Origin of the sequence: Micromonospora parva (assembly GCF_040649675.1) — a bacterium.
GTDB classification, from domain to species: domain Bacteria; phylum Actinomycetota; class Actinomycetes; order Mycobacteriales; family Micromonosporaceae; genus Micromonospora; species Micromonospora parva.
Window position 1 is genome coordinate 501,859 of sequence record NZ_JBEZFX010000001.1, and the last position, 19,220, is coordinate 521,078.

Here is a 19,220-nt window from a genome sequence, read left to right on the forward strand (position 1 = left end):
ACATTCCTCGGCAATGATCGTCACCATCGCGTCGCATACCTGACCATCGACGTCTCGACGCCCCGGCACTGGGCAGCGGACCTCGGTGAACACTCTCCGTGGAACGACCGACGACACCCAAAAGAAGTGTCCGGCTTCCGACTGCCACGGTGTGGATCGGCGCGCGGTGGTAACTGTTCGTGTTCAGTCGGATGGGCTACGGTAACGGTCGTGACGAGACGTGCGGCCGAGATCCGCCTGGATGCCCTGCTGCGCACCGCCTGCGACGTGATCGTGGAGCGCGGTCTGGCCAACACCCGGACAGCGGACGTGGCGAATGCCGCGGGCGTGAGTCAGGCGTTGGTTTTCTACCACTTCGCCACCAAGGAGCGGCTGCTCGCGCAGGCCTTCGCGTACGCGGTCGAACAGGACCTGGCCCGGCTGGACGCGGTGACCCGCTCCTCCGCCCCGCCACTGACCAAGCTCCGCCGGATCCTCAAGCTCTACACCCCGGCCGGGAGGGCGACCTCCTGGTCCATGTGGATCGACGGCTGGTCGGAATCCCTGCGTACCCCGGAGTTGGAGAAGGTCTCCCGCCGCCTCGACCTGCGCTGGCGACAGGACCTGGCCGCGGTGATCACCGCCGGGGTGGCCGACGGCACCTTCCAGTGCGCCGACGCCGACGGGGCCGCGTGGCGGATCAGCGCGGTGATGGACGGCCTCGCCGTCCAACTCGCCGTGCACGACCGGGTGATCTCCCGCCGCCAGTTCGGCGAGTGGGTCCGGCTGGTCACCGCCCGAGAGCTCGGCCTGGACCCGGCCGACCTCGACTGAGCACCGGTCCCCGCACCGAGCCGGGCAAAACGGACTCAGTCCGCCCCGTCGACCGGAACAATCGGCGGCATGGACCTCTTGGAGGCGTACCGCCGGAGCCTGGCCGAATTCATCGACCGGGTGGACCAGATCCAGCCCGGCCAGTGGTCCGACCCGACACCGTGTTCGGACTGGGACGTCCGCACGCTGGTCAATCACGTGGTGACCGAGGACCGGTGGAGCGTTCCACTGCTCGCCGGGCGGACCATCGAGGAGGTCGGCGACCGCCTCGACGGTGACCTACTCGGCGCCGACCCGATCGCCACCGCGCGGGAGGCCGCCGCGCAGGCCGAGATCGCCGCCACCCACCCCGGCACGATCGACCGCACCGTGCACCTCTCCAGCGGCGACACACCGGCCGCCGAATACCTCCAGCAACTCCTCGCCGAGCACCTCGTGCACGGCTGGGACGTGGCGGTGGCGATCGGCGCGCAGCCGCAGCTCGACCCGGACGTGGTGCACGCCGCCGCCCGGTGGTTCGCCGGCCAGATCGACGCCTACCAGCGCAACAACCTGGTGCACACCGGCGTACGGGTGCCCGACGACGCCGACGAGCAGGACCACCTGCTGGCCGCGTTCGGCCGCGACCCCGACTGGGCGCCGAGCGCCTGAGCGAATCTCGATCTGTTCGTGTGACAGCGGCTGCGGACCTTGCCGTGACCTCGGGAGACTGATATCCACAGATGCGCATGCGTCACCGCGCATCTGTGGTCGGCGGCTCGCCGGCCATCCCGCTCCCACGAGGAGGTCCCGTGCCACAACCGGAGTGGTCACCCCCGATGAGCCGGCGTCGACGCCGGCTCATCGCCATCCTGGCGACGACGGCGACGGTCGCCGCGCTGCTCCCCACCGGCGTGAGCACCGCGGCCCCCACCGGCGGCGCGACATCCGCCGAGCGCCGGTCCGGGCCGTTCGCCGAGGGGCACACCCCCGCCGACGCCGACAACCGCGCCGGTACGGCGGCACCTGACGCCCGCCAACGCGGCCTGGCCCGCGTCGTCGACCCCGACGTCCGGTGGAACCGGCTCGGCACCCCACAGGCGCTCGGCCCCGGCCGCACCCCGCTGGCCAGCGGGCTGCCCGCCGACCCGGAGGCCGCCGCCCGCGCCTACCTGGCCGCCAACCAGGACCTGTTCGGCGTGGACGCCGCCACGGTGGCCAGCATGGAACGGGTGCTGGTCCGACCGATCGGCAGCGGCACCGTCGTCACCCTCCGGCAACGCTTCGGCGACCTGCCCGCAGGGCCGGACGGCCTGGTCACCCTCGCGGTCGCCGACGGCGCGGTGCTCTCGGTCAGCTCCTCGCTGGCCCGCGACACCGGCACGCCGGCCCCGGCAACCCGCACACCCGAGCAGGCGTACGCCGCCGCGCTCGCCGACGCCAAGCTGACCGCCGACGCGGTGGCCAGCCACACCATCCGCCAGGTGGCGGTGCCCACCCCGCTGGACGGGCCCCGGACCGCCTACGAGGTGACCATGATCGGGGCGGACACCGAGCATCCGGCCGCGTTCACCAGCTACGTGGACGGCAGCACCGGGCAGGTGCTGGTTCGCGAGGACCTGGTCGACTACGACTCCGACAACCCGAGCTGGGCGGTCTTCCCGGCCACTCCGCCCCGTGACCTGGGCCCCGGGCAGGATCCCCGGGTGCGCTGGTGCGGCGACCCGACCCCCGGCTGCCAGGCCGCCTGGCGCGACCCGGCAACCGGCCAACCGTGGGACGTCGACGCGGCCACCGGCACGCCGACCTTCACCTCGCGCGGCAACTCGGCCAACACGGTGCTGTCCTGGGGCGCCAACACCCCGGTCGTGCCGGCCCCCACCAGCCCGGAACGCCGCTACGAGTACCCCTTCACCGACCAGTGGCACCAGGCGAAGTGCAACCCGGAGGTGTTCACCTCCGCCCAGCGCAACGACGCGGACGCGTCGATCGCCAACCTCTTCGCCATGCACAACCGGATGCACGACTGGTCGTACCAGCTGGGCTTCACCGAGTCGGCGTGGAACCTCCAGGCGGTCAACCTCACCCCGTCCGGGCTGGGCGGTGACGCCGAGCAGGGCCGTGCCCAGCAGGGCGCGTTGAGCGGCAACCGGAACAACGCCAACCAGGGCACCCCGCGCGACGGGCTGCCGCCGACCACCAACATGTACCTCTGGCAGCCGCAGGCCGGCGGGCCGTACCCGCCGTGCGTGGACGGCGACTACGACATGACGGTGATCGGCCACGAGTACACCCACGCGATCACCAACCGGATGATCGCCGGCCCGGACAGCGGGATCAGCGGCCACCAGGGCGGGTCGATGGGTGAGTCGTGGGGCGACCTGCTCGCCGCCGAGTACCTCTTCCAGCACGGGCTGCGCGCACCCGGCGAGACGCCCTTCATCACCGGTGGCTACGTCACCGGCAACCTGGTCAGCGGCATCCGCAACTACGACCTGAGCCGCAGCCCGCTCAACTACTCCGACATCGGTTACAACACCGCCGGCCCGGCCGTGCACGCCGACGGGGAGATCTGGGGCGCCACCAACTTCCGGGTCCGCTCCGCCCTGGTCAAACGGTACGGCCTCGGCACCCCGCAACGGCAGCTCCACTGCGCACTGGGGAAGGTCGCGGCGGATCAGTGCCCGGGCAACCGACGCTGGTCGCAGCTGGTCTTCGACTCGTTCCTGTTGCAGGCCGCCAGCCAGGTCAGCATGCTCGACATGCGGGACAACATGCTCACCGCCGACCTGCTCCGCTTCGGCGGCGCGAACCAGGACCTGATCTGGGCCGAGTTCGCCCGCTCCGGGATGGGCCGCGACGCCGCCACCAACGGTGCCGGCGACACCGACCCGACGCCGAGTTTCGCCTCGCCGCGCGGCGGCAACGCGACGCTCACCCTGCGCCCACGGGGAGACAGCGCCGACGCGCCGATCCGGGTGTACGTGGGGGCGTACGAGGCGCGGGCCGTGCCGGTGGCCGACACCGACCCGGCGACGCCGATCCCGGACACCGTGGAGATGGTGGCCGGCACCTACGACCTGCTCGCCGTGGCCCCCGGCTTCGGGCACCAGCGGCTCAGCGTGGTCGCCAAGGCCGGCCAGGACGGGTACGTCGACCTGCGGATGAGCCGCAACCTCGCCTCCGCCGCGTCCGGCGCCACCATCAGCGGTGACGGGGTCAACCTGGACCGGGTCGTCGACGACACCGAGGCGACGAACTGGGCGTCCCTGGACGGGGTCGCCGGCCGGCAGCTCACCGTGGCGCTGCCCGGCGGCACCCCGCAGACGGTCAAGCGGGTGAACGTCAGCGCGATGCTGCGCCCGGCGATCACCGGCGACGCCGACACCGGCGCGCAGAACGCGCTCACCGCGCTGCGTTCGTTCGCGGTGTCCGCCTGCAACGCGACGACCACCGACTGCGCGGATCCGGCGCGCTGGCAGCGCATCTACACCAGTGCGGCGGACGCGTTCCCCGGTGGGGCGTACCGGGCGTACAGCCGGGACATCAACCTCCGGACGTTCGCGGTACCCACCACCCTCGCCACCCACCTGCGACTCGAGGTGCTGGCGAGCCAGTGCACCGGTGGCCCGCACTACGCGGGTGAGCAGGACGACGACCCGGCCACGACGACGGACTGCGCGACCGCCAGCCCGGCCCGGAGCCAGGTCAGGATCGCCGAGTTCCAGGCGTTCTCGAAGTGACGTTCCAGACGTTCTGGAAGTGACCCAGTGGGGCCGGCGGTACTCCGCCGGCCCCACTGCCTCCGATCAGCGGTGCGCCCGGCGCCAAGGGCCAGACACCGCCGGACGGCTCCCCACGCCGGCCGCGATCAGCGGTGCGCCCGGCGCCAAGGGCCAGACACCGCCGGACGGCTCCCCACGCCGGCCGCGATCAGCGGTGTGCGCGGCGCCAGGGGTCGGCGACGGCCGGGCGCTCCCAGCGCCGGTCCACCGGGGGGTCATCGGCGTCGCCGGTCTCCCCGGCGGCGGCCCGGGTCAGCTGCCGCAACCGCAGCAGCAGCCCCACCCCGAGGAAGAGCAGCAGCCCGCCGAGCAGGAACGCGACCTGCACCACGCCGAACGCGCTGGACTGCGACACCGGGCGGTCGGCCGACGGTGGTACGGCGTCGGCCGGGTAGTCGGCGGCCGGCTCCTCCGTTGCCGCGCTCTCGTCGTCGGTCGGCGCGCTCGCGGATTCGGTGGGCTCCGGCGGGCTCTTCGTCGGCTTCGGCTTGCTGGTCGGGACGCCACCCACCCCCACCACCGAACGGGTGGCGGTCTGCCGGGCCAGCAGGCGCAGGTTGGCGTCGTACGCCTCGGCGGCGAGGGTGACCCGCCCCTGGGTGACGTCCTCGTCGAAGGCCACCCGGTAGCGGGCGGTGACCGTGCGCCCCGGGCAGAGCGTGCCCGGGTCGAGCTGCCGGTCGGTCAACCGGGCCACGTCACCCTCGGTACGGATCTCCAGCGGAAAGTCGCCGGTCTCCTCCACCCGGTCCATCTTCACCTGGTCGAGTCGGAGGCCCTGCACGGTGAGCACCATCGACCAGCGCACCTTGGCGCACCCGCCGCGCCGGTCCGTCTGGGAGACCACCGCGGAGATCGTCCGCACCTGCTCACCGGCGGTGAACCGGCCCGGCAGGCCGCTCATCTCGGTGGTGAAGGCCGCCTGTGCCGGGGCGGCCGCCGCCAGCTCCACCCCGCTCAGACAGGCCAGCACCACCCCTGCCCGCAGCGCGTACCGCCACACCGTCACCACCGCCGTCCTCCGTTCGGTCGCCTCCACCTGGCAACGCTAGAAGCGGGACGACGGCCGGACCAGACGGGTGTGTTCGCACCGGACGGCAAGGACGGGGTGGGTTTTCACCGACAGTGGTGAACCGCTCACCACTCCCCCGCGACACGCCGGCAGTCGGGCCGCTGGGAGAATCACGCGGTGTCCGAGCTCTCCAGCACCTTCGTCCGGCTGCACGCGCGGCTGGCCCCGGTCCCCTTCGTGCCCGAGGTGCTGTTGCACCAGGCGGATGAGCCGATCGGGCTGTGGGAGCTGACCGAGGGCGAGTTCTCCAGTGACCGGCCGCCGCCGTTCTGGGCGTTCGCGTGGGCCGGCGGGCAGGCCCTCGCCCGCTACCTGACCGACCATCCGGAGCTGGTCGCCGGCCGCCGGGTGCTCGACCTCGCCTCCGGCTCCGGCCTGGTGGCCATCGCCGCCGCCCGCGCGGGCGCCGCGTCGGTGCGCGCGGTGGAGGTGGACGAGCTGGCGGTGGCGGCGGTCGCCCTCAACGCCGAGGCCAACGGGGTACGCGTCGACGCCGAGTTCGGCGACATCCTCGACGGCGACGCCGGGGACGCCGAGGTGGTGCTCGCCGGTGACGTCTTCTACAGCGAGGCGATGGCCCGTCGGGTGCTGCGGTTCCTGCTGCGCGCCGCGCGGGCCGGCGCGCCGGCGCTGGTCGGTGACCCCGGCCGGGCGTTCCTGCCCCGGGACCGGTTCGACGAGCTGGCCGCGTACGACGTGCCGGTGCCGGAGGCGTTGGAGAGCGTGCGGGTGAAGCGCACCACCGTCTGGCGGCTGCGGACCGGGCTGCCGGGGGCCTCCGGCTAGCGTGTCCGGGTGCTGTTCCGCAGCTGGGCGCAGGTGGCCGACCCCGCATGGCCGGACGTGGCCCGGGTGCCGGACCACGTCGGCGGCACCCACCTGGTCGTGACCCGGCACGCGCTGGTCCGCCAGGTCCTCGCCGACCCGGTCACCTACCGGCCGGACAACGCCCTGGACGCGGTGACGCCGATGCCGGTGACCGCGCTGCGGGTGCTCGCCGGGCACCGGTTCCGGCTGCCGCCGACCCTGGCGAACAACTCGGGCGTCAGCCACCCGCAGATCCGGGCGATCGTCGCGGCGGCGTTGCATCCCACCCGGGTCGCCGCGCAGCGGCAGTGGCTGACCACGCTGGTCCGGGACCGGGTCGCCCGGATCGGCGCCGCGCTCGACGCCGGCGCGCCGGTCGACCTGTACGCGGACCTCGCCGCCGACCTGCCGCTGCTGGTGCTGGCCCGGCTGGTCGAGTTGCCGGACGCGCCGGTGGCGGCGGTCAAGGAGTTCGCCCGCGCCGCGCTGGAGTTGTTCTGGGCACCGCTGGACGCCGACCGGCAGGTGGCGCTCGCCGAAGAGGTGGGCCGGTTCCACCACGTACTGCGGGACTTCGCGGCCGTCGGTGGCGGTTTGGCCGCCGAGCTGCGCGCGGCCGGGCACCCGCCGGACGTGGTGGTCGGCGCGCTGTTCTTCCTGTTGGTCGCCGGGCAGGAGACCACCTCGCAGTTCCTCACCCTGCTGCTGCACCGGCTGGCCGGCGAGCCCGCGGTACGGGCCGGGCTGCGCACCGGTGCGGTGGCGGTGGCCGACGTGGTGGAGGAGGGCCTGCGGCTGGAACCACCGATCGTCACCTGGCGACGGGTGGCCGCTACGGAGAGCACGCTGGGCGCGACGGTGGTGCCGGCGGGCAGCAGCCTGGTGTTGTGGCTGGGCCGCGCCGGTCGGGACCCGGCGGTGGTGGAGTCGCCCGACGAATTCCGTCCGGGCCAGCGGGGGTCACGCCGGCACCTGGCGTTCGGGGCGGGCGCGCACCGCTGCGTCGGGGACGTGCTGGCGCGGATGGAGGCGGCGGTGGTGGTGGCCGAGGCGGCGCCGCTGCTGGACGGGGTGACGGTGCTGCGTCCGCCCTGGTGCCCGGACAATCTCACCTTCCGGATGCCGGACGCGTTCGTGGTCCGCCGCCGCGGCACTGTCACCGGGCTGACCGGATCCTGACACCAGCTCGGTATGTTTCCGGGCGTGTCAGCCACCCCCACCCGTCGGATCCCTGCTGTCGTAACGCTTCTGGCCCTGCTGGCGTTGACCGGCTGCGCGGTCGGCCCCGGCCACCCGGCCCACGCCCGGCAGGTCACCGCCGCCGAGGCGACAGCGTCCGCGTCCGCCGCGACCCCGTCGGTGTCGCCGTCGGTGACGGCGACACCCGCGTTCAAGAGCCTGGCCTGGTACGTGTCCCAGGTGCCGACCTTTCCCGAGGCGCCGCTGCCGCAGCCGGTGCCGCTGCCGGCGACCGGTTCGGCCCCGTTCTGGCACCGTCTGCCGACCGACCAGAAGGTCGCCTTCATCACCATCGACGACGGTGGGTTGGCCCGCCCGCCCGAGGTGATCGACTTCATCTGGGAGGCGCGCATCCCGGTCACCATGTTCCTCAACTCACCGGCGGCGGCCGAGCACACCGACTACTTCCGGCAGATCGAGGCGGTGGGCGGGGTGGTGGAGAACCACACCATCGCGCACAACTCGCTGGCCGGCCGGTCGTACGACTACCAGCGGCAGGAGATCTGCGGTGCCGCCGACCGGCTGGAGGGGCTGTTCGGCAAGCGGCCCACCCTGTTCCGGCCACCGTTCGGCGAGCATGACAGCACCACGCTGAAGGCCGCGCACGACTGCGGCGCGAAGGCCGTCTTCCACTGGACCGAGACCGTCCACGAGGGAAAGGTGCGCTACCAGACCCCGGAGAAGGTGGTCCAACCCGGCGACGTGCTGCTGATGCACTTCCGGCCGGCGCTGATGGACGACCTGCTCGCGGCGTTGAAGGCGATCCACCGGGCCGGGCTCACCCCGGCGCTGCTGGAGCAGTACGTACGGTGATCAGCCCGCCGACGACCTGACGAAAGTCGGGGGTGGGTGGTGCCGTTCGGGCGCGGTGCGGCGGCAGCCCGCTCGCCTAGCGTCAGCGCATGATCACATTACGTGGGTTGACGAAACGGTTCGGGTCGACGGTCGCTGTCGACGCGCTGACCGTCGACATCGCGCCCGGCCGGGTCACCGGCTTCCTCGGCCCCAACGGCGCCGGCAAGTCCACCACCATGCGGATGGTCCTCGGGCTGGACCGTCCCACCGCCGGGCAGGCCCTGGTCGGCGGGCGCGCGTACCGGGAGTTGCGCCGGCCGCTGCACGAGGTGGGCGCGCTGCTCGACGCCCGGGCCATCCACCCGGCCCGGTCCGGCCGGGCGCACCTGCGGGCCATGGCGCACAGCAACGGCATCCCGATCCGCCGGGTCGACGAGGTGTTGGACACCGTCGGGCTGGACGGACGGGCCGCCGGCAAGCCGGGTCGGACGCTCTCCCTCGGCATGGGGCAACGGCTCGGCATCGCCGGCGCGCTGCTCGGCGACCCGCCGGTGCTGATGTTCGACGAGCCGGTGAACGGCCTCGACCCGGACGGGGTGCGCTGGGTGCGGCACCTGATGCGGTCACTCGCCGACGAGGGGCGCACCGTCTTCGTCTCCAGCCACCTGATGAGCGAGATGCAGCTCACCGCCGACCAACTCGTGGTGATCGGCCGGGGACGGCTGCTCGCCGACGCGCCGATCGGCGACGTGATCGCCCGCGGCACCGTTGCGGTCCGGGTGCGCAGCCCGCACCCGGACGGGCTGGCCGCCCTCGCCGCGCGCCTCAGCGCCGCCGGGGCGGATGTCGAGGCGGCCGACCGCAACGAGCTGACCGTCACCGGCGTCACCGCGGACCAGGTCGGGGACCTGGCCCACGAGCTGGGCGTACGCCTGCACGAGCTGAGCGCGCAGGCCGCGTCGCTGGAGCAGGCGTTCATGGAGCTGACCGCCGACAGCGTCGAGTACGCCGGAGGTGCGGCGCGATGAGCACCCTCAGCCGACACGGCGTCGTGGCGTCCGAGTGGACCAAGCTCTCCTCCGTCCGAAGCACCTGGTGGACCGCGCTGGCCGGGCTGCTGGTGATGGCGGCCAGCGCCGGGCAACTGGCCATCTACGCCGCGAACGACAACACCAACGACGACCCGACCGACGACCGGGGGATCGTCACCGTCGGCAGCGTGCTGATCGACTCGGTCGAGCTGACCCAGTACGTGGTGCTGGCGCTGGGTCTGCTCGCGATCACCGCGGAGTTCACCAGTGGCACCATCCGGACGACGTTGCAGTGCACCCCGTCCCGCGGTCGGGTACTGCTGGCCAAGGCCGCTGTCGCCGGCGCCGTCACCTTCGCGCTCGGGCTGCTGCTCGGCGGCGTCGGCGCGCTGGTCGCCCGGCCGGTGCTCGGCGAGTGGGGCAGCGCCCCGGCCGCCGACACGATCGGCGACATCGTGGCGGTGGCGGCCTACCTGGCGCTCGTCGGCGTCCTCGCCCTGGGCCTCGGCGCGGCACTGCGCAGTGCGGTGCTCACCCTCACCGTGCTCCTCGCCACCCTGATGATCGTGCCGCTGTCGCTGCAGCAGCCGGACATCGACGTGCTCAACCGGATCGCCGACGGGTTCCCCGGGGTGGCCGGCGGGCACTTCCTGGCCGGCGACACCGAGCCGTACCCGCCAGTGGTGGGGCTGCTCGTGCTCGCCGGGTGGGCCGGCGCCGCGCTGCTGCTGGGCCGGGCCGCGCTGCGCCGTCGCGACGCCTGAGACCCGCGCGCTGAGCGGGGGCCGACCGGCCCCCGCTCAGCCGTCGACCAACCCCGCCTCGTACGCGAGGATCGCCGCCTGCACCCGGTTGCGCACATCCAGTCGGGTGAAGATGCTGGTCAGGTAGCTCTTCACGGTGCCCTCCACGAGGTGCAGCCGGCGGGCGATCTCGGCGTTGGACAGGCCCGCCCCGACCAGGGCCAGCACCTCCCGTTCCCGCTCGGTCAGCCCGGCCGTACGGTCCCGGGCCGCCGGCCGGCGGGCCAACCGACCGGCCCCCAGCTCGATCACCCGGCGGGCCACGGCCGGCGACAGGTACGCCCCGCCGTCGGCGACGGCGTGCACACCGGCGATCAGCTCACGCGGGTCGCCGGCCTTGAGCAGGAACCCGCTGGCACCGTGCCCGAGCGCCCGTGCCACGTGGTCGTCCTCGCCGAACGTGGTCAGCATGATCGTCGACGTGTCCGGCACGACCCGGCGGATCTCGGCGGCGGCGGCCAACCCGTCCAGTCGCGGCATCCGGATGTCCAACAGCGCGACCCGGGGTCGGTGGGCCCGGACCAGCTCCACCGCCGCGTGCCCGTCACCGGCCTCGGCGACCACCTCGATGCCCGGGTCACTCGCGAGAATGGCCCGGACACCGGCCCGGATCATCGCCTCGTCGTCGGCCAGCACGACCCGGATCGGCGGCGCCCCCGTCGTGTCGGTGTCCACTACGCGATCCACTCCTTGCTGACCAGCCGGTCATCGGTGAAGCAGAGTCGCCAGGTGGGCTCCGCGAGGGGGAAGTTGCCGTCGGTGTAGTACTCGCAGCCGGCCCGGTCGGCGGCGGCGGGGCGTTCCAACTGCCGCCGGGGCAGCCCGACCAGCTCCGACCGGGGCGCGCCGACGCGCAGCTGGTCGAAGGTGGCCCGGTCCAGCACCGTGCCGGCGGTCGCCACCGGGTAGTAGACGAGCGAGAGCACCAGGGCGAACCCGACCGGTGCGACGAGGGCCACCAGCAGACTGCGCCGGACCCGCCGCCGGGCGTCGTGCAGCCGCCGCTCGGCGTCCACCGGCCCCTCCGCCGGACCCTGTCGCTCGTCGGAGGACGCCGTCGGCCCGACCTCCACGGCCGACCCGATCGCCTCCGGCGTCGGCGCGGTGGCCGGCAGCACCGCCCGTACCGCGAAACCACCCTCGGCCCGGTGGCCGGCCGCAAGCGTTCCGCCGGCGAGACGGACCCGCTCGGCGAGGGCGAGCAGCCCACTGCCCTGCGACGGCGGGGCGGGCAGCGGGCCGGCCGCCGGGGCGTCGTTGACCACTGTCACCTCGACCCGGTCACCGTCGCGGGTGAGGCGTACGTCGACCGGCGCGCCGGGCGCGTACCGGGCCGCGTTGGTCAGCGCCTCACGGACGATCCGGTGCGCCGCGTGACCGGTCATCGCCGGCAGCTGCGCCACCGCCGGGGCGGCGTCCAGCCGTACCGCCATGCCGGCCTCCCGGGCACCCTCGACCAGGTCGGCGACGGTCTCCCCACTCGGACGCAGCGACGCGCCACCCTCCTCGCGGAGCACGCCGATGATCTCGTGCAGTCGCTCGGTGGCCGCGGAGACGCTGGCCCGCAACTCGCTCGCCGCGGTCCGGTGCTTGTCGTCCAGGTCGGCGGCGACCTCCAGGGCGGCGGCGCGCAACGCGATCAGGCTGAGGTCGTGACCGAGCGAGTCGTGCATCTCCCCGGCGATCCGAGCCCGTTCCCGCAGCCGGATCCGCTCGGCGGCACCGCGCTGCTCGCGGGTCAGCGCGTCGACGTGCCGGCGACCCGCCTCCGCGAGCTCCTGCTGCTGGCGGCGGTACCGGCCCACCAGCCAGGGGAACACGGCGGCGAAGAGCAGCACCGAGGCGAGCAGGAACCAGGTGGCCGCGCCGGCACCGAGCAGTCCCAGGTTGAGCACCGTGCCACCGGCCGTGATCAGTACGAAGACCATGATCGACGGACCGGCGGTGGCGCTGCGCCGCCCCGCGAGATAGCTGAAGACCGGAATGGCGAACAGGAAGTTGCCGTCGACCAACGACCCGAGCACCACCAGCACCAGGGAGACCAACGGCTGACGTCGACTCGCCACCACCGCCGCGGTGAGCACCAGCAGGTTGCCGACCAGCAGCGGCAACGCGTACCGCGAATAGGGCGGGCTGATCCCGGCGTAGCCGACCGGGGCGGCCACCACCGCCCAGAGCAGCACGTCCAGCAGCAGGCGACGCCGCCGGTGCGGCCAACCCGGCGGCGCGGAGTGGAGGATCCGCACGGCGGCCAGGCTACCCACGCGCACCAGGCCCGGACACCGACGAAAGTCAGGTGTTCGGCAGCTCTCCCCGGCCGCGACCTGCCAGTCGTCGACCCACCTTTGGATGAGCGAGCTAATCTAAACGGTGCGGGTTCGCCCGACGACAGCACGGAAGGAGACGCTCGATGGGTAGATCGTCACGTGCCGACGCGGCGAAGCATCGCGAAGAGGTGGTGGCCGCGACGTCCCGGCTGCTGCGGGAGCGCGGCGCGGCCGGGGTGAGCGTGCAGGACCTCATGGCGGCGGCAGGGCTCACCCACGGCGGCTTCTACAAGCACTTCAGCTCCAAGGAAGAGCTGGTGGGCATCGCCACCGGGACCGCGCACCACGAGATCCAGAGCTTGCTGGACAAGCTCCTCGGCGAGTTCCCGGACCGGACGGAGGCCCGCGCCGAACTCCTCGCCCAGTACCTCGCCGCCACCCACCGCGACTCGCCGGGCGACGGGTGCTCCATCACGGCGCTGGCCTCGGACGCCGCCCGAGGGCCGGCCGAAGGCCCGCTGCGGAAGGCGTACGTGGCCGGGCTGGAGTCCATTCTCGGCCAGGTTGCCGAGCACCAGGACGCGGAGGGCGAGGAGGCCCGCCGCCGGGCGATCGTCGATCTGACGTCGATGGTCGGGGCACTCACCCTGGCCCGGGCGACGAGTGGGACACCACTGTCGGACGAGATCCTCGACGTCGTCCGCGACGCCCTCACGCGGTAGCTCAACCCCGCTCGATCCAGAGCCCGGCCGGCGACCACCGCCCCGAGGCTCGGTTGCCGCGCGCCCCCGCCGCTTCGCACACCCCCTGCGTGCCACCCCTCGATGGCCGCCTGCGCTGGTCACCTGCCGCATCGCCCGCACAGCTGAGATTTAGATTACGTAGCCAATCTTACCGGCGGTGATAGATTATGTCCGTCATCTAAAGAGCCGGTCGGGGTCCGCCGGGTGGCGAGCGCCCCGGAAAGCGCCGAACCCGGCGACCACCGACCTCAGCTGGATCAGATCCGAACGGGAGAAGGACCATGTCAATGCTCACCGCGCCCAACCAGACCGTGCAGGCCGACAGCGGGACGACCTACACATACCGGCGATTCGGCAGGGCAGGCGGCACGCCGGTGGTCTTCCTGCAGTGCTTCCGGGGCAACATCGACATCTGGGACCCGGCACTGGTGGACGACATCGCCGCCGAGCGCGAGGTCATCCTCTTCGACGCCAGCGGGGTCGGCGGATCGACCGGGCAGGTGCCCACGACCGTACGGGAGTTCGCCCGGGACGCCATCGCGTTCATCGACGCGCTCGCGTTGACCACCGTCGACCTGTTCGGCTTCTCACTGGGCGGATTCGTCGCACAGAGCGTCGTCCTGCAGCGCCCCTACCTGGTACGTCGGCTCATCCTCGCCGGCACCGGGCCGCAGGGTGGACGTGGCTTCCACGCCTGGTCCGAAGAGACCCGCGGACACGCCTACCGGGAGGCACAGGACGCCGAGGACCTGCTCTACCTCTTCTTCGCCCCGACCGAGGAGAGCCGGGCCAAGGGCATGGAGTACGTCGGGCGCATCTTCACCCGCCAGGAGGACCGCGACGCCCCCACGACACTCGCCGTACGGGACGCGCAGGCCGAGGCCATCGCCGACTGGGGCATCCCCAGCGCCGCCCTGCTCGACCGGCTGACCGCGATCCAGCAGCCCACCCTGGTGGCGAACGGCAACCACGACATCCTGGTGCCCACCGCCAACTCGTACCTGCTCGCCGGGCACCTGCCGAACGCCGAGCTGATCATCTACCCGGACGCCAACCACGGGTTCCTCTTCCAGTACCCGCACGAGTTCGCCGGCGAGGTCAACCGGTTCCTGTCCGCCGCGTGACCACTGCCGCCGCGCTCCGACGTCCGGAGCCCTCTGCGCTCTGACGTCCGGCATCCCCGGTTGCGGGCCGACCACGGCCGGCAACCGGGGCGGAGCCCCGGCCCGCCCGGACACCGACGATCAGGTGTTCAGCTGCTCTCCTCGGCCCAGACCCGCCAGTCGTCGAGCACGCCGTGCAGGGCCGGGGTGAGCCAACCCGGCGCGGACCGCCGGAACACACCCGGATCCATCGCCCCCGCGCCGTCGGGCAGCGCGCCGAGCAGGTTCGGCACCATGTCGGTGAGATTCGTCCAGTGCACCAGCTCCGGCCTGGTCGGCCAGGCACCGATCACCACGCCGGCCGGCACCGCCCGACGGTCCAGCGCCTCCAGCGTCAACGCGGTGTGGTTGAGCGTGCCCAACCCGGCGCGGGCGACCACCACCGCCGGCGCGCCGAGCGACACCGCCAGGTCCGCCATCGTCCACGGCTCACCCGACGGCCGCAGCCCCATCGGCACCAGCAACCCACCCGCGCCCTCGACCAACACCAGGTCGTGCTTGTCCGCCTCCGCACGCACCGCGTCCACCGCCGTGTACAACTCCAGCGGCGGCAGGTCGGCAACCCGCGCGGCAGCCAACGGTGCCAGCGGATCCGGATAACTCGCCAACGTCCGACCGGTCAACGGCGCAGCCAACCGGTTGACCGAGTCCACGTCACCGGGCTCACCACCGGCCGTACCGGTCTGACCCGGTTTGATCACCGCCACCCGCAACCCGGCCGCCTGCGCGGCGGCCGCGATCGCCGCGGTCACCACCGTCTTGCCGACCTCGGTGTCCGTCCCGGTCACCAGAACCGGCCCCGCCCACCCGCTCACGGCGACACCTCAGCTCGCGACTGCGGGGCTCGCAAACCCGGCTCACTCCTCGCGCTCACCACGACACCCCTGTTCGCGACTGCGGGGCTCGCAAACCCGGCTCACTCCTCGCGCTCACCGGACCACCCCTGTTCGCGACTGCGGGGCTCGCAAACCCGGCTCACTCCTCGCGCTCACGGTGCACTGTCCACAATGACGTCCAGCGCCCGCTCGAACGCCGCGCGCGGCACCCCCGCGCTGACCGTGAGGCGTAGGCGGGAACGGCTGTCCGGAGTGGACGGCGGCCGGAAACAACCCACCGCGACGCCCCGGTCTCGGCAGTCAGCGGCCCAGTCGGTCGCCGCCTCCGGCCCGGGGGCGGTCACCGAGATCACCGCCGCGTCCGGGGCGGAGACGGTCAGCCCGGCCGCCCGCAGGCGACCGACCGCCAGCGCCACCCGGTCGGACAACTCGGCGCGCAGGTCGTCACCGGCCTGGGCGAGCCGCAACGCGGCGTGCACACCGGCGGCGACCGCCGGCGGCAGTGCCGTGTCGAAGATGAACGTGCGCCCGGTCTCGATCAGGTGCCGGACGAACTCGGCCGGGCCGGCGACGACACCACCCGCGCCACCGAGCGCCTTGGACAGGGTGGCGGTGACCACCACGTCCGGCTCGCCGGCCAGCCCGCTGGCCGCGACCGCGCCCGCTCCGGCCGGCCCAGTGAGGCCGAGCGCGTGCGCGTCGTCGACCAGCAGCAACGCGCCGTGCCGGCGGGCCACGGAGTGCAGCCGAGCCAGTGGGGCGAGGTCCCCGTCGACCGAGAAGATCGACTCGGTCACCACCACCGCCGGACGACCGGGAGCGGACGCGAGCGCGGCGGCGACCGCGTCCACGTCAGCGTGCGGGGTGACCACCGTCTCGGCGCCGGAGAGCCGGCAACCGTCGATCAGCGACGCGTGGTTGTGCGCGTCGGAGACGAGCAGCGTCCGAGGTTGGACGAGCGCCCGCAGCGCACCGAGGTTGGCCAGGTAGCCGGAGGAGAAGACCAGGGCGCTGTCGGTGCCCAGCCAGCGGGCCAGGTCCTCCTCCAGCGCCCGGTGCGCGTCGGTGGAGCCCCGCACCAGGCGCGACCCGGTCGCCCCCAGCCCGTACGCCGAGAGTGCCGCCGTGGCCGCGGCGGTGACCTCCGGGTGGGTGGCCAGGCCGAGATAGTCGTTGCCGGCCAGATCGGTCATCTGGTCGTCGGCCGGACGCGGGCGCAGCCGCCGGGTGAGCCCGGCCTTCGCCCGCAGCTCGGCGCGGCGGTCGAGCGCCGCGAGCCAGTCCGCCACCGTCACCCTCCCCCGCTCGCCTGCCGGTCAGCCCGACACCCGCCGGGCGAAATTACCACCCGCCGCCACCGGCCCGGCGATTCCACTCGGTGTGCGGTGCCGACCGGGCTGCCAGGTCATTCCGGCTGATCGGAGAGCCGAGGCCTGCGACGGGCCCCGGCAGCGACCGAGGGCTTTGGCACAGGCCTAGTAGGGTACGAGCCATGCCAGAGATCCTCGACCAGGCCCGGACCCAGGTCCTGGGTGACGGTGTCGGCCTCGATCAGGCCGGCGTCCTCGCCGTGTTGAACCTGCCCGACGAGCACCTACCCGCCGCCCTCCAGCTCGCCCACGAGGTGCGGATGCGCTGGTGCGGCCCGGAGGTCGAGGTCGAGGGAATCGTTTCGCTCAAGACCGGCGGCTGCCCGGAAGACTGCCACTTCTGCTCGCAGTCGGGCCTGTTCACCTCACCGGTGCGCTCGGTCTGGCTGGACATTCCGTCGCTGGTCGAGGCGGCGAAGCAGACCGCCGCGACCGGGGCTACCGAGTTCTGCATCGTCGCCGCTGTCCGCGGTCCGGACGCCCGGCTCATGAAGCAGATGCGCGAGGGTGTCGCCGCCATCAAGGCGGCGGTCGACATCCAGGTCGCCGCGTCGCTGGGCATGCTCACCAAGGAGCAGGTCGACGACCTGGTCGACATGGGCGTGCACCGGTACAACCACAACCTGGAGACCTGCCGGTCGTACTTCCCCAACGTGGTCACCACCCACTCGTGGGAGGAGCGCTGGGAGACGCTGCGGATGGTTCGCGACTCCGGCATGGAGGTGTGCTGCGGCGGCATCCTCGGCCTCGGCGAGACCGTCGAGCAGCGGGCTGAGTTCGCCGCGCAGCTCGCCGAGTTGGACCCGCACGAGGTGCCGCTCAACTTCCTCAACCCGCGCCCCGGCACCCCGCTGGGTGACCGCCCGGTGGTCGAGGGCAAGGACGCGCTGCGGGCCATCGCCGCGTTCCGGTTGGCCATGCCGCGCACCATCCTGCGGTACGCCGGTGGTCGTGAGATCACCCTCGGCGACCTCGGCACCCGCGACGGTCTGCTCGGCGGCATCAACGCGGTGATCGTCGGCAACTACCTGACCACGCTGGGTCGACCGGCCACTGCCGACCTGGAGCTGCTCAACGAGCTGAAGATGCCGGTCAAGGCTCTCTCCGCCACGCTGTGACGACCATGACGACCACCGAGCTGTGGTGCGACCGGTGCGGTGAGGCGGCGACGGCCACCGCCCACCCGGGCTGCGCGTCGGCCCGCCAGTTGGAGCCGCCCCGGTTCTGCCAGCACTGCCGACGTCGGATGAAGGTGCAGGTGCTGCCGGTGGGCTGGTCGGCGGTCTGTGTCGAGCACGGCGAGATCCGGGGCTGAGCCGGTGCTGCGCGGGCGGGCGGTGACCCTACGACCGGCGACGGCCGCGGACGTGCCGGCCCTCACGGCGATCCGGGCCGACCCGGAGGTACGCCGGTGGTGGCGGGGCGGCGACGACCTGGCCGATTCGGTGCGCGCCGACCTCGCCGACGACGACCTGCACGTGTATGCGATCGAGCACGACGGCCGGGTGATCGGCGCGATCCAGTGGTACGCCGAGTCGGACCCGGACTACCGGCACGCCAGCCTGGACGTCTTCCTCGACCCGGCGGTACGCGGTGCCGGCCTCGGCGGTGACGCCATCCGCACCCTGGCCCGGCACCTGATCGACGAGTACGGCCACCACCGCTTCACCATCGATCCGGCGGCGGCGAACAGCGCCGCCATCCGGGCGTACGCGAAGGTCGGTTTTCGGCCGGTGGGGGTGCTGCGCCGTTACGAGCGCGGCGCGGACGGCCGCTGGCACGACGGCCTGTTGATGGACCTGCTCGCCGACGATCTCGTGGAGTGAGTGGAAGTCTCAACCGTCCCAGCACAGCTGCCCGTCGGGGAGTCTGCGGGCGCCCTCGGCGGGCTCGTGAGGGCTGAGCCGCCCGTCCGGCAGCAGATGCGCCACCGGCGTCCCGTGACCGAGAACCGCGACGTCGGCGATCAGCCGGCGGTGGCAGCGCCACCACAGGCTCTCGCTGCACATCACCGCGGTGCTCCGCTGGGCCGCGTCCGCCAGCACCCCGGTCAGCGCCGCGTCGAACTCCGGCGTGCGGGTGTGCGCGGCGTACGCCCGGAACGCCGCGACCTTCCACCAACTGTCCGGCTCGGGCTCCCCGGCGGGGATGTGTCGGCGTCCACCGAGGCGCGGCTCCCAGCGGTAGTCGATCCCGTACTCGGGCAGCCACCGCTCAAGCTCCTCCCGCCGTACGTCCGGATTGGTGCGGCTGGCGGGGTACCGCCGCACGTCCACCACCAGGGCCACCCCGGCCCCGGTCAGCAACTCCCCCAGCCGCACCCGGTCGGCTGCGCCGTGCCCGACGGTCAACAACTGCGCCACCACGCCAAGATGCCCTGAATCGCGGCGCGTTATCCCCGACCCCTCGGACGAGATCACCGGGTCGGTGCGGGCGGGCAACCGGCTGGTCCCGCCAGCGGTCGGTTTTCGGCGACAAAAGGGGATCGTGGGCGGTTGCCGTTCCGCGGCGAGAACG

19 protein-coding genes are annotated in these 19,220 nt (G+C 73.1%); 13 read left to right on the forward strand and 6 right to left on the reverse strand.

Features of this window, described 5'->3' with window-relative positions; translation table 11 throughout:
* The first annotated feature begins 210 nt into the window (after window positions 1-210).
* The 3 genes from AB0C03_RS02195 to AB0C03_RS02205 all read left to right on the forward strand — a co-directional run bounded on the left by AB0C03_RS02195 (window position 211) and on the right by AB0C03_RS02205 (window position 4,535).
* Window positions 211-813, forward strand: coding sequence for a TetR/AcrR family transcriptional regulator (locus tag AB0C03_RS02195; RefSeq protein ID WP_030336107.1), 603 nt, complete (start codon window positions 211-213; stop codon window positions 811-813).
* 69 nt (window positions 814-882) lie between these two features.
* Entirely contained in the window at window positions 883-1,464 is a 582-nt protein-coding gene (locus AB0C03_RS02200) for a TIGR03086 family metal-binding protein (RefSeq protein ID WP_357633655.1), read from the forward strand.
* Window positions 1,465-1,604: 140 nt separating this feature from the next.
* Window positions 1,605-4,535: a M36 family metallopeptidase gene (locus tag AB0C03_RS02205; protein ID WP_357633658.1), complete on the forward strand. Its 2,931-nt coding sequence runs from the start codon at window positions 1,605-1,607 to the stop codon at window positions 4,533-4,535.
* 190 nt (window positions 4,536-4,725) lie between these two features.
* On the opposite strand, the gene AB0C03_RS02210 is transcribed toward AB0C03_RS02205, so the two are convergent.
* Window positions 4,726-5,616: a hypothetical protein gene (locus AB0C03_RS02210; RefSeq protein ID WP_307857889.1), complete on the reverse strand. Its 891-nt coding sequence runs from the start codon at window positions 5,614-5,616 to the stop codon at window positions 4,726-4,728.
* A gap of 150 nt (window positions 5,617-5,766) precedes the next feature.
* Between AB0C03_RS02210 and AB0C03_RS02215 the strand changes: the two genes are divergently transcribed.
* The 5 genes from AB0C03_RS02215 to AB0C03_RS02235 all read left to right on the forward strand — a co-directional run bounded on the left by AB0C03_RS02215 (window position 5,767) and on the right by AB0C03_RS02235 (window position 10,285).
* Entirely contained in the window at window positions 5,767-6,435 is a 669-nt protein-coding gene (locus tag AB0C03_RS02215) for a class I SAM-dependent methyltransferase (protein WP_030336114.1), read from the forward strand.
* A 9-nt stretch (window positions 6,436-6,444) separates the two neighbouring features.
* Complete coding sequence (locus AB0C03_RS02220) at window positions 6,445-7,635, forward strand: cytochrome P450 (protein ID WP_210866432.1); 1,191 nt, start codon at window positions 6,445-6,447, stop codon at window positions 7,633-7,635.
* Window positions 7,636-7,659: 24 nt separating this feature from the next.
* Complete coding sequence (locus AB0C03_RS02225) at window positions 7,660-8,508, forward strand: polysaccharide deacetylase family protein (protein ID WP_245233730.1); 849 nt, start codon at window positions 7,660-7,662, stop codon at window positions 8,506-8,508.
* Window positions 8,509-8,597: 89 nt separating this feature from the next.
* Window positions 8,598-9,518 carry an ABC transporter ATP-binding protein gene (locus AB0C03_RS02230; protein ID WP_030336119.1) on the forward strand — a complete coding sequence of 307 codons (921 nt, stop codon included), beginning with the start codon at window positions 8,598-8,600 and terminating at the stop codon, window positions 9,516-9,518.
* Window positions 9,515-10,285: an ABC transporter permease subunit gene (locus AB0C03_RS02235; protein ID WP_030336121.1), complete on the forward strand. Its 771-nt coding sequence runs from the start codon at window positions 9,515-9,517 to the stop codon at window positions 10,283-10,285. The genes AB0C03_RS02230 and AB0C03_RS02235 overlap by 4 nt, the downstream gene beginning before the upstream one ends.
* A 36-nt stretch (window positions 10,286-10,321) precedes the next feature.
* On the opposite strand, the gene AB0C03_RS02240 is transcribed toward AB0C03_RS02235, so the two are convergent.
* Together AB0C03_RS02240 and AB0C03_RS02245 are read right to left on the reverse strand one after the other, a co-directional pair.
* The gene (locus tag AB0C03_RS02240) at window positions 10,322-10,939 is read right to left on the reverse strand and encodes a response regulator (protein WP_030336123.1); all 618 of its coding nucleotides are present in this window, start codon (window positions 10,937-10,939) and stop codon (window positions 10,322-10,324) included.
* Between the two features lie 59 nt (window positions 10,940-10,998).
* Window positions 10,999-12,570, reverse strand: a complete 1,572-nt coding sequence (locus tag AB0C03_RS02245; RefSeq protein ID WP_280940614.1) for a sensor histidine kinase — start codon at window positions 12,568-12,570, stop codon at window positions 10,999-11,001.
* A 164-nt stretch (window positions 12,571-12,734) separates the two neighbouring features.
* Here AB0C03_RS02245 and AB0C03_RS02250 point away from each other — a divergent pair, with 164 nt between their 5' ends.
* Together AB0C03_RS02250 and AB0C03_RS02255 are read left to right on the forward strand one after the other, a co-directional pair.
* Window positions 12,735-13,313, forward strand: coding sequence for a TetR/AcrR family transcriptional regulator (locus AB0C03_RS02250; protein ID WP_357633666.1), 579 nt, complete (start codon window positions 12,735-12,737; stop codon window positions 13,311-13,313).
* 302 nt (window positions 13,314-13,615) lie between these two features.
* A complete protein-coding gene (locus tag AB0C03_RS02255; protein ID WP_357633669.1) occupies window positions 13,616-14,458 on the forward strand; it encodes an alpha/beta fold hydrolase in 843 nt (280 codons plus the stop codon).
* A 128-nt stretch (window positions 14,459-14,586) separates the two neighbouring features.
* Here the strand turns inward: AB0C03_RS02255 and bioD are convergent, their stop codons facing one another.
* Complete coding sequence (gene bioD / locus AB0C03_RS02260) at window positions 14,587-15,312, reverse strand: dethiobiotin synthase (RefSeq protein WP_030336129.1); 726 nt, start codon at window positions 15,310-15,312, stop codon at window positions 14,587-14,589.
* Between the two features lie 173 nt (window positions 15,313-15,485).
* Window positions 15,486-16,622: an 8-amino-7-oxononanoate synthase gene (locus AB0C03_RS02265; RefSeq protein ID WP_210866436.1), complete on the reverse strand. Its 1,137-nt coding sequence runs from the start codon at window positions 16,620-16,622 to the stop codon at window positions 15,486-15,488.
* Window positions 16,623-16,825: 203 nt separating this feature from the next.
* On the opposite strand from AB0C03_RS02265, the gene bioB reads away from it, so the two are divergent.
* From bioB to AB0C03_RS02280, 3 genes are read left to right on the forward strand one after another with little or no spacing between them, the layout of a single operon-like run.
* Window positions 16,826-17,821, forward strand: coding sequence for a biotin synthase BioB (gene bioB, locus AB0C03_RS02270; protein WP_030336132.1), 996 nt, complete (start codon window positions 16,826-16,828; stop codon window positions 17,819-17,821).
* A 5-nt stretch (window positions 17,822-17,826) separates the two neighbouring features.
* Window positions 17,827-18,018 carry a biotin synthase auxiliary protein BsaP gene (gene bsaP / locus AB0C03_RS02275; protein ID WP_030336135.1) on the forward strand — a complete coding sequence of 64 codons (192 nt, stop codon included), beginning with the start codon at window positions 17,827-17,829 and terminating at the stop codon, window positions 18,016-18,018.
* A 4-nt stretch (window positions 18,019-18,022) separates the two neighbouring features.
* On the forward strand, window positions 18,023-18,529 hold the full coding sequence (locus AB0C03_RS02280) for a GNAT family N-acetyltransferase (protein ID WP_030336137.1): 507 nt from the start codon (window positions 18,023-18,025) through the stop codon (window positions 18,527-18,529).
* Between the two features lie 9 nt (window positions 18,530-18,538).
* Here the strand turns inward: AB0C03_RS02280 and AB0C03_RS02285 are convergent, their stop codons facing one another.
* Window positions 18,539-19,066, reverse strand: a complete 528-nt coding sequence (locus AB0C03_RS02285; RefSeq protein WP_357633674.1) for a DUF488 domain-containing protein — start codon at window positions 19,064-19,066, stop codon at window positions 18,539-18,541.
* Between the last annotated feature and the right edge of the window lie 154 nt (window positions 19,067-19,220).